The sequence below is a fragment of the Kitasatospora sp. NPDC001540 genome, assembly GCF_042894345.1.
Classification (GTDB): domain Bacteria; phylum Actinomycetota; class Actinomycetes; order Streptomycetales; family Streptomycetaceae; genus Kitasatospora; species Kitasatospora phosalacinea_C.
On sequence record NZ_JBIAVO010000009.1, the window covers coordinates 52,237 to 68,951 of the forward strand.

Below are 16,715 nucleotides of genomic sequence, written 5' to 3' on the forward strand. Positions count from 1 at the left end.
CGGTCAGTTGTCGAAAGGTCCGCTTCATGACTCGGTCGGCGGGACGGGTCGGGCGAACGGGGTGGCGGTCACAGGGCCTCCAGGGCGGCGCGTAGTCGGAGCAGCAGGCCCACCTCCGGGTCCGAGGAGTCGTGGGAGCGCGGCGCGGGCGGCAGCAGCACGTCCGGCAGCGCGGCCGGCGGCACGGCGGCCGGGGGCGGGACGGCGGTCGGGGGTGGGTCGGGGACGGCGGCCGGCCGGGGGGCGGTCAGCAGCCCCGCGGCGGCCAACTGCCGGACGTCCAGCAGCGTGCCGTAGGTGGAGCGCCCCAGCAGCCGGGCCAGCTCGGGCGCGGTGCGGGTGCCGTCCGCCGCGGCCAGCAGCGCCTGCCGGCGGTGGCGCGGCACCGCGGTGCGGCGGGTCGGGGCGGCGCCGGTGGCCCGCAGCGGGGCGCGGTCCAGGTCGGCGGACGGCCAGCAGGCGTCCAGCAGCGCGCGGCGGCGGCCGACCGCGCCGCGCAGCTCCAGCACCGAGAGCGGGCGGCCCAGCCGGAAGACCGGGCGGGCGGCCGGGTCGAAGCGCAGCTCGCCGTCGGGCTGGGCCAGTGCCTGCTGCGCGCCGTCCAAGGTGGCGGCCAGCCGGGCGAGTTCGAGCTCGCCCGCGCCGACCAGGCCGCTGTCCAGCAGGTACTCGGCGAGCCGCCCGGCGCCCAGCAGCAGGCTGTCCTCCCACGCGCGCACGGTGATCCGTCCGGCGCCGGTCAGCAGGTGCCCGACGGTCGCCGCGGCGGGCGCCTCGGCGTGCACCACCAGCCCGCCCGCCAGGTGCACCGCGCCGCCGGGGCCGTGCAGCGCGCCGGTGGAGCCGTCCGCGGCCAGGTCGGTCAGCGCGGCCTCGAAGGTGGTGGCGGGCGCGCAGCTGGAGCGGCGGCGGCGCGGCAGCGGGGCGGCGTGGGTCCGGTGCCGGGCGGCCGCGGGGGCGGCGGCCGGTCCGGTGGGCCCGGCCGTCAGGTACGGGCCGGGGACCTCGGTGGCGGGTCCGAACGGCCCGGCGGCGGTCGCCGGTCGGCGCAGCGAGAGCGGGGAGGCCACCAGCAGCGGCGGCACCGACGGCATCGACGGGGCGGGCGGCACGGGCGGCACGGGCGGCACGGGTGGGACGAGGGCGGTGGCCGTCGGGACGAGGGTGTCGGCGGGCCGCATCAGGAGAGCACCAGCCGGTCGGCGATGGCGGCCAGGCGCAGCCGGGCCATCGCCAGGTTGGCGGTGTTCCGGTCCAGTCGCAGGTAGAGGAAGACGTTGGCGTCGAAGGGCGCGGGGACGAAGCGCAGCAGGTGGTAGTTGGCCGCCGAGGTGACGATGACGTCCTCGGCGGGCGGCGCGCCGGTGTCCGGGTCGGCGAACGAGGGGGTCTGGGTGACGGCCCGGGCGAGCTCGGTGGCGTCGGCCGCGCCGACCTCGTGGTCGCCGTCGGGGCCGAGACCGGCGGTGCCTATGGCCAGGCCGTTGGTCCAGTCGACCAGGCTGACCCCCAGGGCACCGGTGATCCCCATGGCTTCGGCAAGGCACTCCTCGATCCCGGGCACGTACTGCGTTCCCTCCCCACCGTGCGGGGGCACGGTGCGTCGCCTTCACCGCCTTCACCTGCGGTAGTCTGACCAGGACGCAACGCTACCGGCGCTGCCACGGGAGGGCGAGACTTTCCGCCATATCCCTCGGGCATATGCACGAATGCGCTATGGTGCGCGGTTCTTGGGGTGTTGCGGTGAAGGCGGCGCGGCGCGGGCGGCTCAGCCCTCCGGGGCCTGCGCGCCGTCCTGGACGGGGAGTTCGCGCATCCGGGGGATCGGCGAGAAGAGCACCCACAGGCCGGAGCAGACCGCGCCGACGGCGGCGATCCACAGCGCGGGGCGCAGGCCGAGGGCGCTGCCGAGGAAGCCGCCGAGCAGCGAACCGAGCGGGCGGACACCGTAGTTGACCGCCTGGTAGGCGCCGAAGACGCGCGAGCGCAGGGCGTCGGGGATGCAGGCGGCGAAGACGGCGCCCGCGGTGATGTCGAGGATCATCACGCCGACGCCGGAGAGGAACTCGGCGCCGAACAGCAGCGCCGCGGAGGCGGCGACCGAGCCGCCCGCCAGCGGGAACAGCAGCAGCGGGGCGGGGAAGAGCACCAGGCCCAGCAGCAGGGCCGGGCCGATGCCGATCCGGTCCGAGAGCCGTCCGGTGACCGCCGCGCCCAGCAGGGTGCCGACCGCGGCGGCGGCCATCACGGCGCCCAGCAGGCCCGCGCTGAAGTGCAGTTCCCGGGTGGCGTAGAGGACGAACAGCGCGCCGATGACGAAGGTGAACAGGTTGACGGTGGCGGTGCCGAGCAGGGTGGCCCGGATCACCGGGTCGCGCCGGATCCAGCGCATGCCCTCGGCGGTGCCGCCGCGGCCCTCCGCGGCGGGCGGCGGTTCGACCGGGTCGATCCCGCGCAGGAAGGCGGCGGAGGCCAGGAAGGAGAGCGCGTCCACCACCAGCGCCAGGGGCGCGGCCAGGAGTTGCACCAGCAGGCCGCCGAGGCCGGGCCCGGCCACGTAGGTGGCGGCCCGGCTGCCGTTGACCAGCGCGTTGCCGCGCAGGTACTGCTCGGCGGGCACCAGGGCGACGAACAGCGGCGGGTTGCAGACGTTGAAGAACACCGACAGCGCGCCGACGGCCAGCACCACCGCGTACAGCTGCGCCAGCGTCAGCACCCCGGCCGCGTACGCGAGCGGGACGGTCAGCAGGACGGCGGCGCGGCCCAGGTCGGTGGCGATCATCACCCGGCGGCGGCGCCCGTAGCGGTCGGCCCAGCCGCCCGCGTGCAGCGAGAGCAGCAGGTAGGGGAGGTACCCGGCGGCGGAGAGGTATCCCATCTGGGCGGCGTCGGCGTGCAGCACGGAGACGGCGATCAGCGGGATCACCAGCAGGGAGACCTGGTCGCCGAGCGAGGAGACGGTCTGGCCGGTCCAGTAGCGGCGGAAGGCCGGTTCGCGCAGCAGGTCGGGTATCCGGCGGCGGACGGCGGCGGCCGGGCGGGTGTCGAGGAGGGTCACGGCGCTTCCCCCTCCGGGGTGTCGGTGGGGACGGCGAGCTGGATCAGCTGGACGGGGCGGGCGCCCGCGGGGTGCGGGCCGGAGCCGCCCAGACGCTCCACGTAGGGGCGGGTCAACTCCTCGATGCGGGCGGTGAGTTCGGCCAGCTCCTCGGCGGTGACCAGGACGGCGCTGTCGCCGAAGCCGGCCGCCTCGCGCCACTCGGGGGCGTCGGCGCCGCGGTGCAGCAGCCAGTTGGTGGCGCGGGCGAAGTAGCCGTCCAGCACGGCCCGTTGCAGGGCTTCGGTGGCGGCGGCCTGCTCCGGGTCGGCGGGGGAGGCGTCCCAACTGGTGAAGGCGGCGGTCGCGCGCCAGGGTTTCTCCCGGCCGCGGCCGCCGCCCGCCTCCTCGACCAGGCCGTACTTGGCGAGCTGGCGCAGGTGGAAGGAGCAGCTCGCCACCGATTCGGTGCCGAGCAGCTCCGCCGCCCGGGTCGCGGTCAGCGGCCCGTGCAGGCGGAGCAGGCCCACCAGTGCCATCCGGGTGGGATGGGCGTAGGCGCGCAGGGCGCGCGGGTCGGTGAGCCGGACGGCCGGCAGCTCTTCGCTCATGTTCTAAAGGTATCTTTAGAAAGAAGTCTTTACAAGCTGCCGACCTGCGGGTTCCAGTAGATCACGCCCAGGTCAGGAGGCCGGACCCACCGTGATGGTGGTGAGCCTGCCGCCCTGGGTCTCCCGGACGACCTCGATCCTGGTGTTGGTGTCCGGCACCTTCACCCCGAGCTGCGGGATCGCCGGGTCGCCGTACACCCCGGCGTGGTCGTCGAACGCCGGCACCGCGGGCTCCGACGGCACCGCGGTGGCCACGCCCGCCTTGTGCAGGGTGAACGAGGTGGTCGGCTTCAGCGAGAAGACCGCGTCGTACGGCTGCGACCGCCCGTTGGTGACCGAGCCGTCCGCGAACCGCAGCGCCTTCGGGTGCGCGTCCACCGGCAGGATCAGGCCGCCGCCCAGGTGGTCGACCGTGTTGTTGTCGCCGTAGGCGGTGTCCCACAGCCACACCAGCACGCCCTCCTGGTACGGGTAGGTGTCGATCACGCCGGTCTTCCCGGCGACGCCCGCGTAGCCGAAGTTGTACGGGCCGGTCCTCAGGAAGGCGCCGTACCCGGCGTAGCGGCGGTTCTCCACCAGGTACGCCCGCGGGTGCTGCTTGACCGCGTCCTTGCCCTTCCCTGTCAAGTCAGCGTGTCGACCTTGCCAAAGGCTGCTCGGCTGCTATCGAGCTCGTGCACGGTAAGCGGTGAGACGTCGGGCACGGATGGTCGATCAAGATGGGGTGGTGGGGACCGTGACTCGTGCAGCAATCGTCAGCAGCCGTCGGATCACGGGCCTGCCGGCCGGTGTGATCGCTGAACTCGTCGCGGAGCTGGGGCCCGTTATGGCATGAGCGTCAACAGGCAAAGCTGGCCCCGGCCGCGGCAGCGGCGTGTGGGAGCCGGCGCGAAGCACCGGCTGGTGTTCGTCGATCGGCTCCTGGCCACGCTCGTACAACTCCGTCACGGGGTCACCCATGACATGCTGGCCTGCTGGCTCGGCGTGGACCGCTCCACCATCACCCGGGCCATCGGCGAGGTGCGGCCCCTGCTCGCCGAGCGGGGGTGCACGATCGGCCCCGGCGTCCGGCTGCGGACCCTGGCCGAGGTCGTCGACCACCTCGGCGCCGGCGAACAGACCGGAATCATCGACGGCACCGAGATCGAGTCAGCCGTTCGGCAGCCGGACGCAAGGACCGGGACACCTTCATCTCCGGGAGGAACAAGCAGAACGCCGTCAAGTCCATGGTGGTCACGGACGGCGAGGGCCGCGTGCTGTGATGCAGCCCGACACCTGTGCGGACATCACCCACGCCCGTCAGTTAGGGCTGGTCAAGCTCCTGGCCAGCGGCCCCGTAGTCGAGATTCCTGCCGATGCGGGCTACCAGGGTCTCGGCACTCAGACAGGCGGACGCGTGGTCACACCACCGCACCGCAAGTTCAAGAAGAACGCCCCGGACTGGTACGAGGAGATGTACGAGCGCCAGCGCAAGGCAACCTCCTCACGCCGTAGCCGGGTCGAGCACGGCATCGCCCATCTGAAGAACTGGCGGGCACTGGCCCGCCACCTCGGCCGCCGCGAGCACATCAGTGACACCGTCCAGGCCGTCGCCGGCCTGCTGTCACATCAGCAGACCGCGGACCTGAACCCACGACGGCAGAGGTGAGCACCAGGCCTGCCAGAGCCCTCGACGTCTCATCGCTTACCGTGCACGAGCTCGCTAGGTCGGCTGGTTGAGTTCGGCGAGTACCGCACCGGTCATGGCCGCGACGCCTTGGCTGAGGACCGCGGGGTCGGGGGCGAAGTGCGGGCTGTGGGCGCTGGGAACCTTTGCGAACTTCTCCAGCGGTGACGCGCCCGGAGCTGCGTCCCATACTGCGGCCGTGGTGGAGGGCAGGAACCAGTAGTGGTAAGGGATCGACGTGCCGTCGGGGCAGAGGGCGAGTTCGGAGAAGTCCTCGCTGCCCATGGCTGGTCCGGGGTCGATGACATGCGTGGCGCCGAACATCTCGCGGTGGGTTTGCGCGATACGGCGGGCCGTTGCGGTGTCGTTGACCGTTGCGGGCATGGACTTCACTATGCGGATCTCGGGCTCGGTGGAGGCGCCCGCCGCCGCGCACTCGCCCGCCACGATGCGACGGATCGCTGTCACGATCTGGTCCTGGACCTCGCCCGTGGTGGAGCGCACGGACAGCCCCAGCTCCGCTGTCGCGGGAATGACGTTGTTCGCAGTGCCGGCCTTGATCCTTCCCACGGTGACGACGGCGCTGTGCCGCGGGGCGATCTCGCGCGCGACGATCGACTGCAGCCGGCTGACCACGGCGGCGGCGATGACAATGGGGTCGATGGTGGTGTCGGGGCGTGACCCGTGGCCGCCGCGTCCGTGGATGATGATGTCGATGGATGTCGAGGCTGCCAGGACCGGTCCTTCGACATGGGCCACCAGCCCCACGGGTCCGGCGCTGACGTGCTGGGCGAGCAGTACGTCGGGGCGAGGGAACCGCTCCAGCAGGCCGTCCGCGCGCATCGCGAGGGCTCCCTCACCGGTTTCCTCGGCCGGCTGGAGGACGAAGAGCACCGTCCCGCTCCAGTGACGGCGACCGCGGGCGAGGGCCTGGGCGGCGCCCACCAGCATCGCGGTGTGCGCGTCGTGGCCGCATGCGTGCATGACCCCGGCGACGCGTGACGCATAGGCCAGTCCGGTCGCCTCCTGGACAGGCAGCGCGTCCATGTCCGCGCGGATCAGCACGGTCCGGCCGGGACCGTTCTGCAGTACCCCGACGACTCCGGTCCTGCCGACGTTCTTTGTCACCTCGATTCCGGCGGCCTGCAACTCCTTCGCGGCGCGGGCGGCAGTGGTGTGTTCGGCGTGCGCGAGCTCGGGGTGGCGGTGCAGATCCTCGTAGAGCGCGCGGATGGCGTGGTGGTCGTGGTCTGCGGCGAGGGCATGTGCCGTCGCCGCCAGGGAGGTTGCCGCGGTCATGGTGGGGTTCTCCTGTCGGGTCGCGGTTCAGTTCTGGAAGGCGTTCTTGTGGACCGAGCCGTCCTTGATGACCACGGAGATGTTCGCGGCATCCCCCAGCTTGTGGATGTCGGCGAGTGGGTCGCAGGACGCGATGACGACGTCGGCGCGCTTGCCTGCCTCGAGGGTGCCGATGTCGGCCGACAGGCCAAGGAGTTCTGCGGCCACCGACGTGCCCGCGAGGATCGCGTTCATCGGCGACATGCCGCAGTCGACGAGGTGCCCCAGCTCGCGCAGGTTGTTGCCATGGGCAGAGATACCGCAGTCCGTGCCCATGGCGATCTTCACGCCGCGCTCGACGGCACGGGGGATCGCGGCCAGCGCGCGCGCCTGCCACTGCTTCTTCTTGGCCACGGTCCACGCCGGGGTGACAGCCGGGTCGAAGCTCGTGGTGGCGGTGGACAGCGTGGGCACGAGGAACGTGCCCTGGGCCAACATCAGGTCGATGATCTCGTCGTCGATTTCGTAACCGTGTTCGATGCTGTCGACTCCGGCGCGCAGTGCGTTGAGGATCCCGCCACGTCCCTGGGCGTGGGCGGCGACCCGCTTGCCGCGGTGCGCGCGTGCCACCTCGACGACGGTACGGATCTCCGCCTCGGTGAAGCCCTCGTCGTCCGGCTGGTCCGTGGGGCTTCCCACACCGCCCGAGGCCGCGATCTTGATGAGGTCGGCGCCCTGCCGCAGCAGGTTCCTGGCCTCGCGTGCGCACTGCGCGGTGCCGTCGGCAAGGCGGCTGACGGAGGGCTCGGTAGGGCCGTTGTCCGTCGGCATGCGGAAGTCGCCGTGGCCGCCGGTCGGCGACATCATCGCTACGGCGACGAGCAGGCGCGGACCGGCTACCAGGCCGCGGTCCACCGCCTGCTTGAAGCCGGCGTCGAGACCTGCAAGGTCGCGTGCGGTGGTCACGCCGGACATCAGGGTGTCGTGCAGGCGGGGCGTGGTCAGGTGGGTGCGCAGGGAGGCAGGCATCGCCGCGAGCTGTGCGCGGCTCATTTCTCCGCCGGGCGCCGCGAGGTGTACATGGCAGTCGATGAAGCCGGGCAGGATGGCACCACCTTGGGCATCGATCGCGCGGGCGCCCTGCGGCTCTGGGGGTGCGGCGGCGGCGGGGCCGGCCCACGTGATGCGGCCGTCGACGACGTGGACCGTTCCGTCGGCGACCGGGGCGGCGCCCGTGCCGTCGATGAGGGGGCCGTTGCGGACGATGAGGGCGCTGGATGTGGTGGGGTTCATGCTGGCGGTGGTTCCTTCATCTGTGGTGCTGGGAGGGGCGGCCGGGGTCAGGGAGTGGCGGGGATGTCTTTCCCCGTGTCGGTGGCGGGCGTGGCCTCGCGCGAGATCTTGAGGAGGGCTGTGCTGTCGCGTGCGTAGGGCCGGTACAGAGCTGCCGAGGCCAGTCCGTTGCACGCCGTCAGCAATACCGTCACGATGAGCAGTGCGTTCTGCAGGCCGATGGCATCGCTCAGGAAGCCGGTGAGGAGCGCGTAGCCGGCGTAGGCGAAGGCTTCGACCGTCGAGACCGATATCGCGAAGGCCAGGGCCCGCAGTTCGGGACGGACCACGGCCATGATCAGCGGCCGGTTGACGACGGGGACCTGACCTTGCAAGAGTCCGAGCACGGCGAAGATCGCGACGAAGTAACCGATGCTGTGCCAGGCCGCCTGGAGGCAGATCAGCGCGGCGCCTGCGAAGGCCAGCTGACTGATCTGGAGCATGACGACCCGGCCGCTCAGAGGCCGCAGCTGATGCAGGCGGTCGTTGATGCGCCCGCCCGCAAGGGTTCCACACAGATAGCCGAGCGCGAACGGGAGCGCGACCACCGACGCGGTGGCCGTCGAGAAGCCGCGCTCCTCGACCAGGAAGACCACGCCGAAGCTCATCATGACGTTCTGGCCCGAGCACAGCCGTTGCACAAGGATGAGGCGGTAGGTGCGAATGGCGGCCAGCTCCCGCAGTCCGCTGCGTAGGGTGCGGGCCTTGTCCTCGATGGCCACGGCGCCTGCGAGCGGCTGGGGTGCGGCCGGTCTCGGGTCGTCCAGGAACGCCAGGATCAGCACACCCACGACCAGGCACATCACACCCGAGGCCAGATAGCCGTAACGCCACGCGTTGTCCAGATGGGAGAGGCGACCGAACAAGGGCGCACTCACGCCGGCGATCAGGGCGACGCCGCCATACAGCAGGCCCGTTGCCCGGCCGCGGCGATTGTCCTCGTAGAGATCGCCGAGAATCTCCAAGGCGATGGGTCCGGCCCCGGCGAACCCAGCGGCCGCGATGCCGTAGAGAACGACGAACTGTGTGAAGTTGCCTGCCAGCGAGGCCAGGATGACCCAGATGCCCCAGAAGCCGGAGCACACGGCAAGCACGGTCTTGCGCCGGAACCTGCGGGCCAACAGCACCCACGGGATACCCGCGAGCATCCCCACGATCTTGGCGACGGCCACCAGGGTGCCGAGCGCCGAGGAGGTGAGGCCCATCGCCTCGCGCATGAGGGGGAAGAGGACGGTGGTCACGCTGCTCTCGGCGTTGTCCATCGCCGTGGACAGCGTCAGGAGCGTCAGGTTCTTTCCGTGGGAGCCATGTGGTCCGCGCCCGGGAGGCGCGGCGGATCCCGCTGTATCCGCGGTCATGAGGTCCCTCTCCATGAATGTGGCCGTTACAGGTCGCTGAACCTGCGGGCAGGAAGCCGGGGCGGGCGCCCTCCCGGGCGTGCCAGTGGTGTAGCCGCCGCCCGGTTCCTCGGGCGGGATGGCGTTGTCGGTTCTTTCGTCCGCGGTGGGGCGGCGGCGCCCGGCAGGAATGCGCGGGCGTGGCTATCACCGACGTCATGGATGTCGGGCGGCAGTTGCGTCAGGGTCGGTGGCTGGTCCGTACGGGCCACCTCCTGCGGCGCCGGATCCGGGCTGTGCCCGCCGACCAAGCCGTTGGTTTTCCAGCGTGGGCCGGTGGGCGGGCGTGCCGGCTCAGGCGAGGAAAGCCAAGCCATGGGCTATGCCGTTGCGCTGGATCTCCGACGTGCCGGTCAGGATGCGGAACATACGGATCTTGCGGAAGAGGAACTCGATTTCGTTGCCCTGGGTCAGGCCCTCTTTGCCGTGGATCTGGACGGCTTCGTCGAGAATGCGGAAGGCGGACTCGGCGACGAAGAGCTTGCACATGAAGGCTTCAGTGCGCGCGTCCTCACCGCGGTCCAGCGCTGCCAGCGCGGCGTAGGTCATGGAGCGCGCGGCGTAGAACTCGGTGGCCATGTCGGCGACCTTGTGCTGGATGGCCTGCAGGGCGAGCAGTGGCTGGCCGCCGGCGACCTTGCGGGTGCGGGTGCGGTCCAGGGTCAGGTCGAGGGCGCGGCGGGCGATGCCCAGGGCGGTGGGGCAGTGCAGTAGCCGGTTGGTGGTGACGCGGCCGAGTGCGATGCGCATGCCCTTGCCCTCCTCGCCCAGCAGGTTGCGGGCGGGCACACGGCAGCTGTCCAGGATGATGTCGCTCTCGATGTGCTCGCCGGACATCGGGGTGGCGCCGTCCTCGACGCGGCAGCCGGGGCTGTCGAGATCGACGAGGAAGGCGGAGAACTTCGTTTTGTCGCCCTCCTGTTCACCGGTGCCGGCCATGCGGGCCACCACTATGGCGAAGTCGGCGAACGGGCCGGCCGAGGAGAACACCTTGTGGCCGGTCAGCAGGTAGTCGTCTCCGTCGCGGACGGCGGTGGTGCGCATGGAGCGCACGTCGGAGCCCGCGTCGGTCTCCGTGAGCGAGAAGCAGCAGGCACGCTCGCCGCGCACCACGGGCAGGAAGTAGGTGTTCAGCTGGTGGTCGGTGGCATGGCGCAGAATGTCGCCAGCCCGCAGCGGCCCGCCCATGTCACCGAGCACGCTGTGACCGAGGACCCGGCCGCTCGCTCCGATCTCCTCCTTGAGCGCGGCGAGTTCGGTGTACGTCAGGTTCTGCCCGCCGTACTCCTCGGACAGGTGGATTCCGTAGAAGCCGAGCTCGCGGCTGCGCTGCCAGACGGGTTCGATGTCGGCGCGGGTCAGACGGGTGGCCGGAGTGATCCCCCGTTCGCGCTCGTAGTCGGCCAACTCGCCGTCCAGATAGGCGCGCAACTTGTCGACAAGGCCGGCCAGTCGCGCGTCCTGGTAGGTGGGGCGCAGCGAAAAGGTCATGGGGGTCTCTCTCCTCGTTCCGGGAAGGTGCTTCAGTTGACGCGGCGGGCGGCGTCGGCCCAGAACGGCTCGCGCACGGCCTTGCGGTCGAGCTTTCCGTTGCGGTTGTGCGGCAGTTCGCCGGTGAAGACGACCGAGCGGGGCTTTTTGAAGCTGTCCAGGCGCTCGGCGCAGAACGCGATCAGCTCGTCCTCGGTGACCGCGCTCTGCTCGTGGGGCACGATCACGGCTTTGACGGCTTCGCCCCACTGCTCGTCGGGCACGCCGACGACGCAGACTTCCTGCACGGCCGGGTGTTCGTAGAGGGCGGCCTCGACCTCGGTGCAGTAGATGTTGAACCCGCCCGAGATGATCATGTCCTTCTTGCGGTCGACGAGGAAGAGATAGCCGTCCTCGCGCATCCAGGCCAGGTCACCGGTGTGCACCCAGCCGTCACGGAAGGTCTCGGCGGACAGCTCCGGGTCCTTCCAGTACTCCCGTACACAGTCGGGGCCGCGCACGATGACCTCACCGACCTCGCGCGCCGCGCACTCATGGCCGCTCTCGTCCACGACCCGGATCTCGGTGTCGTACGAAGCACGACCGCACGACTGCAGCAGTTCCGGGTCGTCGGTGATGGCACGCGCGATGTCCTGGCTCATCAGCCCGGCGACGACGCTGGTGGTCTCCCCGAGCCCGTACCCCTGGGCAACCACTGGCCCGAACAGTGCCACAGCGTCGCGCAGCCGCTGCGGCGAGATGGGCGCTCCGCCTATGCGGACGCTGGTGAGGCTGGACAGCTCCCGCTCAGCCGCGCCCGGTTGGGACAGCACCATGTTGAGCATCGCCGGCACCAGGAACGTGGTGGTGATCCGTTCCTTCTCCACTGTGTCCAAGAACGCCTCTGGGCTCCAGGTCCGCAGGATGTGCGTGGTCGATCCGCCGAACACACCGGCCAGCAAGCCCATGCCGGTGGCATGGGTGATGGGGCCGCAGGCGAGGTAACGGGTACCGGGGCCGGGCCTCGACTCGTCATTCATCAGCAGCTTGCGCATGTTGGCCAGCCGATTGCCGAAGGTCTGCACGGCGGCCTTGAGCGCACCGGTCGAGCCGGAGGTGAAGTTCAGAACACACGGCTCGTCCTCACCGACCTCGACGGCGACCGGGGCATCGCCTCCCTCGGCGAGCAGTCCGGCGTAGGACAGGCCTGCCTTCGCGGCATCCGTTGCACCGTCGAGCTCTACGGGCAGACAGTCCGTACCCGCCTCGGCGATCGCGGCGAGGGCGTCTTCCCGATGCGCACCGTCGAAGATCAGGACGCGTACCGGGGCATAGCGCAGGATGTGGGTGATTTCTCCGCGGCCAAGACGGGCGTTGATCGGCGCGCGCACCAGCCCGGCCTTGTAGAGCGCAAACTCCACCTCCACCAGCTCGCCGCGGTTCCAGGCGAGCGAGGCGACCGCGTCACCGGGACGCAACCCGCGGGCCAGGAGTGCGGATGCCAGGTTGTTGGCGGCCGTATCCAGCTGCGCGTATGTCCAGGACCGCTTCCCGCAGACCAGCGCCTCCTGGTTGGGCCAGTAGCGGGCACTGCGGGCGAGATAGGTGCCGAGGTTCATGGATGTTCTCCAGCCGAGCGGACGTGCGCTCCAGGTCTGAGGCATGATGAGCAATTACGGACAGCTTGTTCAGTAAGCGATCGACTGTCAAGGGTGAAGTAGACTCGAGATGGACAGCAGGAGACTGGAGGGGGAGGCATGGCCGAGGACCGACGCACGCGGAGAACGCGCCGAAACCTGAGCGACGCATTGGTGGCTCTCGTCCTTGAGCGCGGCTTCAGCTCGCTGACCGTGGAAGACATCACCGAGCGTGCCGACGTGGGCCGCGCCACCTTCTACAGTCACTTCCGCGACCGGGAAGACCTGTTCGCCCGGGTGACCGCCGACCTGCTTGAGGAACTCACCGAGCGACTGCGACCCGTCGTCTCCGACAGCTACATCGGCTTCACCGGCAAACCCGTCCTGGAAATGCTCCGTCACGCCCGCGAGCGGCGTGACGTCTACCGGATCGTGCTGCGCGGCGAAGGCGACGGCAAGCCGCTCCAGACGTTCACAGACGCCCTCGCCCGCGCCACGGCCGATGAATTCCGCGACCGGGCCAAGCGCAACGAGGTCACCCCTCGCATCGACCCCGACCTGCTCGCCCGTGTCTGGGTAGGGGAACAGATCGCCGTCCTGCACTGGTGGACGGAACAGGAGACCCTGCCCCTCCCTGTGGAAGAGGTCGTGCGCATGCTGCTCGACCTGGGACTCCACGGCCGCTACTGGGCCACCGGCTTCGACGCGCAGGCCTGATCGAGGGGCGGTCAGCCCCGTCAGCAGGCAACCGAACAAGCAGTGCAGAGGCGGTGCCGGCGCATGCCGCACTCCGCGATGGCGGCCGGGGCGGCGGCGGTGCAACGCGCCTACGAAGGCTTCGGTGCCCACCACCAGCAGTGGAAGCTGATCCCGGCGGGCTCCGAGAGCGGCACCGCGCAGATCTACGAGATCGCCAACCGCAACCGGAAGCTGCGCCAGAACCAAAACTCAGAGCCGCTTGACGGCATCTAGTGTCCTGAGTCGGAAATCTTTAGGTAGATCTCTCCTTCGATTGACCGGCAGCCGCGCCCGCTTCTCACCAGGTTGGGGCTCGACTTGGAACCGTTGGCTCGAAGGCCGGAGGCTGGGAGAACTACCCAAGAATCTCCGACTCATGTCACTAGCTGCACCAGGTCGACGGCTAGTGAGACCCGCCCCGCCCGAACAGGCGGGCAGGGTCTGTACGGTGACCGGTGTATCTCCTGATCAAGGAAGAGCACCTGATGAGCGACGTGATCGCCTCGGTTGAGGCGGTTGAAGAGGTCCGGCCGGTCGAGCTGGCGCCGGACGTCCTGGATGAGCAGTTGATCGGGCAGCTGGTCGACCGGGCCCGCGCGAGCGGGCTCCAGCTGACCGGCGAGGGCGGGCTGCTGCAGCAGCTGACCAAGCGCGTGCTGGAGTCCGCCCTGGAGGGCGAGATCACCGACCACCTCGGCTACGAGAAGCACGACAAAGCCGGGGCGGGCAGCGGCAACAGCCGCAACGGCGTCCGCTCCAAGACCGTGCTGACCGAGGTCGGCCCGGTCGAGATCGACGTTCCACGTGACCGCGAGGGGAGCTTCGAGCCGCAGATCGTCAAGAAGCGCCAACGGCGGCTGTCCGGCGTCGACGAGATGGTCCTGTCCCTGTCCGCGCGGGGACTGACAAACGGTGACATCTCCGCGCACCTGGCCGAGGTCTACGGGGCGAGCGTGTCCAAGTCGACCATCTCCACCATCACCGACAAGGTCATGGACGGAATGGCCGAATGGCAGAACCGCCCGCTCGACGCGATCTACCCGGTGATCTTCATCGACTGCATCCACGTGAAGGTCCGCGACGGGCAGGTCGCCAACCGGCCGATCTACGTCGCCCTGGCCGTCACCGTGGACGGCACCCGCGACATCCTCGGTCTGTGGGCCGGCGACGGCGGCGAGGGCGCCAAGTACTGGCTCCAGGTCCTCACCGAGATCAGGAACCGCGGCGTCGAAGACGTGTGCATGGTCGTCTGCGACGGCCTCAAGGGCCTGCCGGACGCCATCGGCACGGTCTGGCCGCAGGCCATCACCCAGACCTGCGTGGTCCACCTCATGCGGGCATCGTTTCGATACGCGGCCCGCCAGGACTGGGACAAGATCTCCCGCGCGCTCAAGCCGATCTACACCGCGCCGACCGCCGACGCGGCCGAGGAACGCTTCCTGGAGTTCCAGGAGGAATGGGGCGCCAAGTATCCGGCGATCGTTCGGCTCTGGTCGAACGCCTGGGCCGAGTTCGTGCCGTTCCTCCAGTTCGACGCGGAGATCCGCCGGGTCGTCTGCACGACCAACGCGATCGAGAGCGTGAACGCCCGCATACGCAAGGCCGTCCGCGCCCGGGGGCACTTCCCGAACGAGCAGGCCGCGTTGAAATGCGTCTACATGGCCGTCATGAGCCTGGACCCCACTGGCACCGGCCGCAAACGCTGGACCATGCGATGGAAGCCCGCACTCCAGGCCTTCGACATCGCCTTCGACGGCCGACTCTCCATCGGCCGACGGTAACTCACACAACACCAGATACACCAGTCACTGGACACACCCGCCGTCGGCGGTCAGCCGCACCGCGTCGACCAGCACGCCCCTGCCGTGGGTGTTGGAGTCGGAGGTGACGTGGAAGCGCACCTGCACGCTGCTGCCCAGGTAGGCGTCGAGCGGGACGTGCAGCTGCCGCCAGCCGCCCGAGCTGCCGCTCAGGCCGGGGGTCAGCGCGGTGGTGTCGCCGATCGGCCGCCCGTCGACGGTGCCATGCAGCGGCGTCCAGCTCCTGCCGCCGTCGGCCGACGCCTCGACCGAGAAGAAGTCGTAGTCCTGCTCGGTGTCCCACCAGGCGGCCGCGTCCAGCGCGGCCGCGGAGGCGGCGCCGGTCAGGTCGACGGTGCGGGAGAGCGAGGCGTCCATGGCGTCGCCGGTGTCGCTCCACCACTGCGCGCCGCCCTCGTACGGGGCGGCCAGCGCGGTGGTGGTGGTGCTCGGCGGCAGGTGCACCAGGACGGCCTGGGCCTGGTCGGTGTGGTAGCCGCTGACGCCCAGGGTGTGGCTGGAGCGGGTCGCGGCCCGCGCCTCGTCGTAGTCGAGCCAGCCCAGTTGCAGCTTGCTCCAGGCGTCCAGGTCGCCCGGGTACTCACCGGTGGTGTTCCTGCCCCGGCCCAGGTAGGAGGCCGAGGACATCAGCGACCAGAAGGCGACCGAGTTGTCGCCGCCGCCGGTCGGGTACAGGTCGGGCAGGCCGAGGTTGTGGCCGAACTCGTGGGCGAACAGGCCCACGCCGCTGTTCTCGCCCGCCTGCACGTAGTCGTAGGCGTAGAAGCCGGAGTCGCCGACCGGCGTGCCGCCGATCCGGTTCCCCTCCGGGCCGGTCCGCCCGGTCGGGTCCGGGAAGGCCCAACTGCGGTGCGCCCACAGGGCGTCGGCGCCCTGGGCGCCGCCGCCCCAGGTCTCGTCGACGCCGGCGTGCACCACGACCACGTTGTCGAGGTAGCCGTCCGGCTCGTCGAAGTTCCCGTCCTTGTCGTGGTCGTAGCGGTCCTCGGTGTCGTACTGCGCGAGCTCGGCCCGGACGTCGGCCGGGGTGCGGCCCCTGGCGAGCTCGCCGTCGTACCACGCCTTGGTGGCGTCCCGGACGAACTCCTGGGCCTGCGTCCAGGCGCCGCCGCCCTGCGGGCCCTTGTTGGAGCCGTAGCGGGCCTCGTTCCACGGCACGGTCACCCAGTCGGAGACGGTGCCCTGGAGGTCGTAGCGGCCCGAGGACTGGGTGCGGTAGAAGTTGCGCATCGAGTTGGCGCCGGGCGTGTCGTCGAAGAACATCTTCTGGTAGTAGTCGCGGCCGAAGTCGCTCTCCCAGTAGGTGTGCGTGTCGTCCTTGCCCGGCTTCGGGATCGCGTTGTGCCGCGGGCCGGGGGTGCCGCCGTAGCGGGCCTGCCCGTTGTACTGGGTGGTGGTGTCGACCTGGTCGCCGAACTGGGCCAGGATCACGAACACCTTGTCGGTGCGCTGCCTGGCCAGTTGGACGTAGTCGCGGCCGATCTTCACCTTGGCCGGGGCGGACCTGCCGTCCTTGGCGACCCGGCCCTGGTTGACCTGCTCCAGGGCCTGCGCCCGGAGGGCCTGCCGGGCCCTCTCCTGCGGCGGCACCGGGGAGGGCGGCGCCTCCGCGCCGTCCGCGCCCTGACGGTCCGTCAACTCGGCGGCGGGGGCGGCGGGGTGGGCGAAGGCGGGGGTGCTGGTCAGTGCTATCGCGCCGGTGGTCAGCGCAGCCATGAGGGCTGTGGGA

General features: G+C 70.6%; 15 protein-coding genes and 1 pseudogene. 5 read left to right on the forward strand and 11 right to left on the reverse strand.

The features are described 5' to 3' along the window. Window positions 1-68: 68 nt before the first annotated feature. The 5 genes from ACFY00_RS13765 to ACFY00_RS13785 all read right to left on the reverse strand — a co-directional run bounded on the left by ACFY00_RS13765 (window position 69) and on the right by ACFY00_RS13785 (window position 4,275). Window positions 69-1,181 carry a hypothetical protein gene (locus ACFY00_RS13765; protein ID WP_388030801.1) on the reverse strand — a complete coding sequence of 371 codons (1,113 nt, stop codon included), beginning with the start codon at window positions 1,179-1,181 and terminating at the stop codon, window positions 69-71. Beyond that, complete coding sequence (locus ACFY00_RS13770) at window positions 1,181-1,564, reverse strand: hypothetical protein (RefSeq protein WP_388030804.1); 384 nt, start codon at window positions 1,562-1,564, stop codon at window positions 1,181-1,183. The genes ACFY00_RS13765 and ACFY00_RS13770 overlap by 1 nt, the downstream gene beginning before the upstream one ends. 204 nt (window positions 1,565-1,768) lie before the next feature. After that, window positions 1,769-3,058, reverse strand: a complete 1,290-nt coding sequence (locus ACFY00_RS13775) for an MFS transporter (RefSeq protein WP_388030805.1) — start codon at window positions 3,056-3,058, stop codon at window positions 1,769-1,771. Continuing rightward, on the reverse strand, window positions 3,055-3,648 hold the full coding sequence (locus tag ACFY00_RS13780; protein WP_388030807.1) for a winged helix-turn-helix domain-containing protein: 594 nt from the start codon (window positions 3,646-3,648) through the stop codon (window positions 3,055-3,057). Before ACFY00_RS13780 ends, ACFY00_RS13775 begins: the two co-directional genes overlap by 4 nt. A gap of 72 nt (window positions 3,649-3,720) precedes the next feature. Further along, complete coding sequence (locus tag ACFY00_RS13785) at window positions 3,721-4,275, reverse strand: hypothetical protein (RefSeq protein WP_388030809.1); 555 nt, start codon at window positions 4,273-4,275, stop codon at window positions 3,721-3,723. Window positions 4,276-4,479: 204 nt separating this feature from the next. Here ACFY00_RS13785 and ACFY00_RS13790 point away from each other — a divergent pair. Further along, a pseudogene (locus tag ACFY00_RS13790) lies at window positions 4,480-4,638 on the forward strand (transposase family protein); the annotation flags it as partial. Between the two features lie 271 nt (window positions 4,639-4,909). Further along, on the forward strand, window positions 4,910-5,296 hold the full coding sequence (locus ACFY00_RS13795; protein ID WP_388031107.1) for a transposase family protein: 387 nt from the start codon (window positions 4,910-4,912) through the stop codon (window positions 5,294-5,296). A gap of 54 nt (window positions 5,297-5,350) precedes the next feature. Here the strand turns inward: ACFY00_RS13795 and ACFY00_RS13800 are convergent, their stop codons facing one another. From ACFY00_RS13800 to ACFY00_RS13820, 5 genes are all read right to left on the reverse strand, one after another. After that, complete coding sequence (locus ACFY00_RS13800) at window positions 5,351-6,613, reverse strand: amidohydrolase (RefSeq protein WP_388030810.1); 1,263 nt, start codon at window positions 6,611-6,613, stop codon at window positions 5,351-5,353. A 27-nt stretch (window positions 6,614-6,640) separates the two neighbouring features. After that, window positions 6,641-7,885, reverse strand: coding sequence for an amidohydrolase family protein (locus ACFY00_RS13805; RefSeq protein ID WP_388030812.1), 1,245 nt, complete (start codon window positions 7,883-7,885; stop codon window positions 6,641-6,643). Window positions 7,886-7,932: 47 nt separating this feature from the next. Continuing rightward, a complete protein-coding gene (locus ACFY00_RS13810) occupies window positions 7,933-9,297 on the reverse strand; it encodes an MFS transporter (protein ID WP_388030814.1) in 1,365 nt (454 codons plus the stop codon). A 318-nt stretch (window positions 9,298-9,615) separates the two neighbouring features. Further along, window positions 9,616-10,812 (reverse strand): acyl-CoA dehydrogenase family protein, encoded by a 1,197-nt coding sequence (locus tag ACFY00_RS13815; protein WP_388030816.1) that lies wholly within the window; start codon window positions 10,810-10,812, stop codon window positions 9,616-9,618. Between the two features lie 32 nt (window positions 10,813-10,844). After that, entirely contained in the window at window positions 10,845-12,410 is a 1,566-nt protein-coding gene (locus tag ACFY00_RS13820) for a class I adenylate-forming enzyme family protein (RefSeq protein WP_388030818.1), read from the reverse strand. A gap of 138 nt (window positions 12,411-12,548) precedes the next feature. Between ACFY00_RS13820 and ACFY00_RS13825 the strand changes: the two genes are divergently transcribed. From ACFY00_RS13825 to ACFY00_RS13835, 3 genes are all read left to right on the forward strand, one after another. Continuing rightward, window positions 12,549-13,145 carry a TetR/AcrR family transcriptional regulator gene (locus ACFY00_RS13825; RefSeq protein ID WP_388030819.1) on the forward strand — a complete coding sequence of 199 codons (597 nt, stop codon included), beginning with the start codon at window positions 12,549-12,551 and terminating at the stop codon, window positions 13,143-13,145. Between the two features lie 63 nt (window positions 13,146-13,208). Next, a complete protein-coding gene (locus ACFY00_RS13830; protein ID WP_388030822.1) occupies window positions 13,209-13,400 on the forward strand; it encodes a hypothetical protein in 192 nt (63 codons plus the stop codon). A 251-nt stretch (window positions 13,401-13,651) separates the two neighbouring features. Then, a complete protein-coding gene (locus ACFY00_RS13835) occupies window positions 13,652-14,947 on the forward strand; it encodes an IS256 family transposase (RefSeq protein WP_388030824.1) in 1,296 nt (431 codons plus the stop codon). A gap of 24 nt (window positions 14,948-14,971) precedes the next feature. Here ACFY00_RS13835 and ACFY00_RS13840 read toward each other — a convergent pair whose 3' ends face one another. After that, the gene (locus ACFY00_RS13840) at window positions 14,972-16,702 is read right to left on the reverse strand and encodes an immune inhibitor A domain-containing protein (RefSeq protein ID WP_388030825.1); all 1,731 of its coding nucleotides are present in this window, start codon (window positions 16,700-16,702) and stop codon (window positions 14,972-14,974) included. Window positions 16,703-16,715 lie beyond the last annotated feature (13 nt).

Coding starts and splice junctions, on each gene's coding strand:
- ACFY00_RS13800 (WP_388030810.1), bottom strand. CDS start 6,613: ATGACCGCGGCAACCTCCCTGGCGGCGACGGCACATGCCCTCGCCGCA.
- ACFY00_RS13780 (WP_388030807.1), bottom strand. CDS start 3,648: ATGAGCGAAGAGCTGCCGGCCGTCCGGCTCACCGACCCGCGCGCCCTG.
- ACFY00_RS13765 (WP_388030801.1), bottom strand. CDS start 1,181: ATGCGGCCCGCCGACACCCTCGTCCCGACGGCCACCGCCCTCGTCCCA.
- ACFY00_RS13840 (WP_388030825.1), bottom strand. CDS start 16,702: ATGGCTGCGCTGACCACCGGCGCGATAGCACTGACCAGCACCCCCGCC.
- ACFY00_RS13830 (WP_388030822.1), top strand. CDS start 13,209: ATGCCGCACTCCGCGATGGCGGCCGGGGCGGCGGCGGTGCAACGCGCC.
- ACFY00_RS13825 (WP_388030819.1), top strand. CDS start 12,549: ATGGCCGAGGACCGACGCACGCGGAGAACGCGCCGAAACCTGAGCGAC.
- ACFY00_RS13810 (WP_388030814.1), bottom strand. CDS start 9,297: ATGGAGAGGGACCTCATGACCGCGGATACAGCGGGATCCGCCGCGCCT.
- ACFY00_RS13815 (WP_388030816.1), bottom strand. CDS start 10,812: ATGACCTTTTCGCTGCGCCCCACCTACCAGGACGCGCGACTGGCCGGC.
- ACFY00_RS13805 (WP_388030812.1), bottom strand. CDS start 7,885: ATGAACCCCACCACATCCAGCGCCCTCATCGTCCGCAACGGCCCCCTC.
- ACFY00_RS13795 (WP_388031107.1), top strand. CDS start 4,910: ATGCAGCCCGACACCTGTGCGGACATCACCCACGCCCGTCAGTTAGGG.
- ACFY00_RS13835 (WP_388030824.1), top strand. CDS start 13,652: ATGAGCGACGTGATCGCCTCGGTTGAGGCGGTTGAAGAGGTCCGGCCG.
- ACFY00_RS13820 (WP_388030818.1), bottom strand. CDS start 12,410: ATGAACCTCGGCACCTATCTCGCCCGCAGTGCCCGCTACTGGCCCAAC.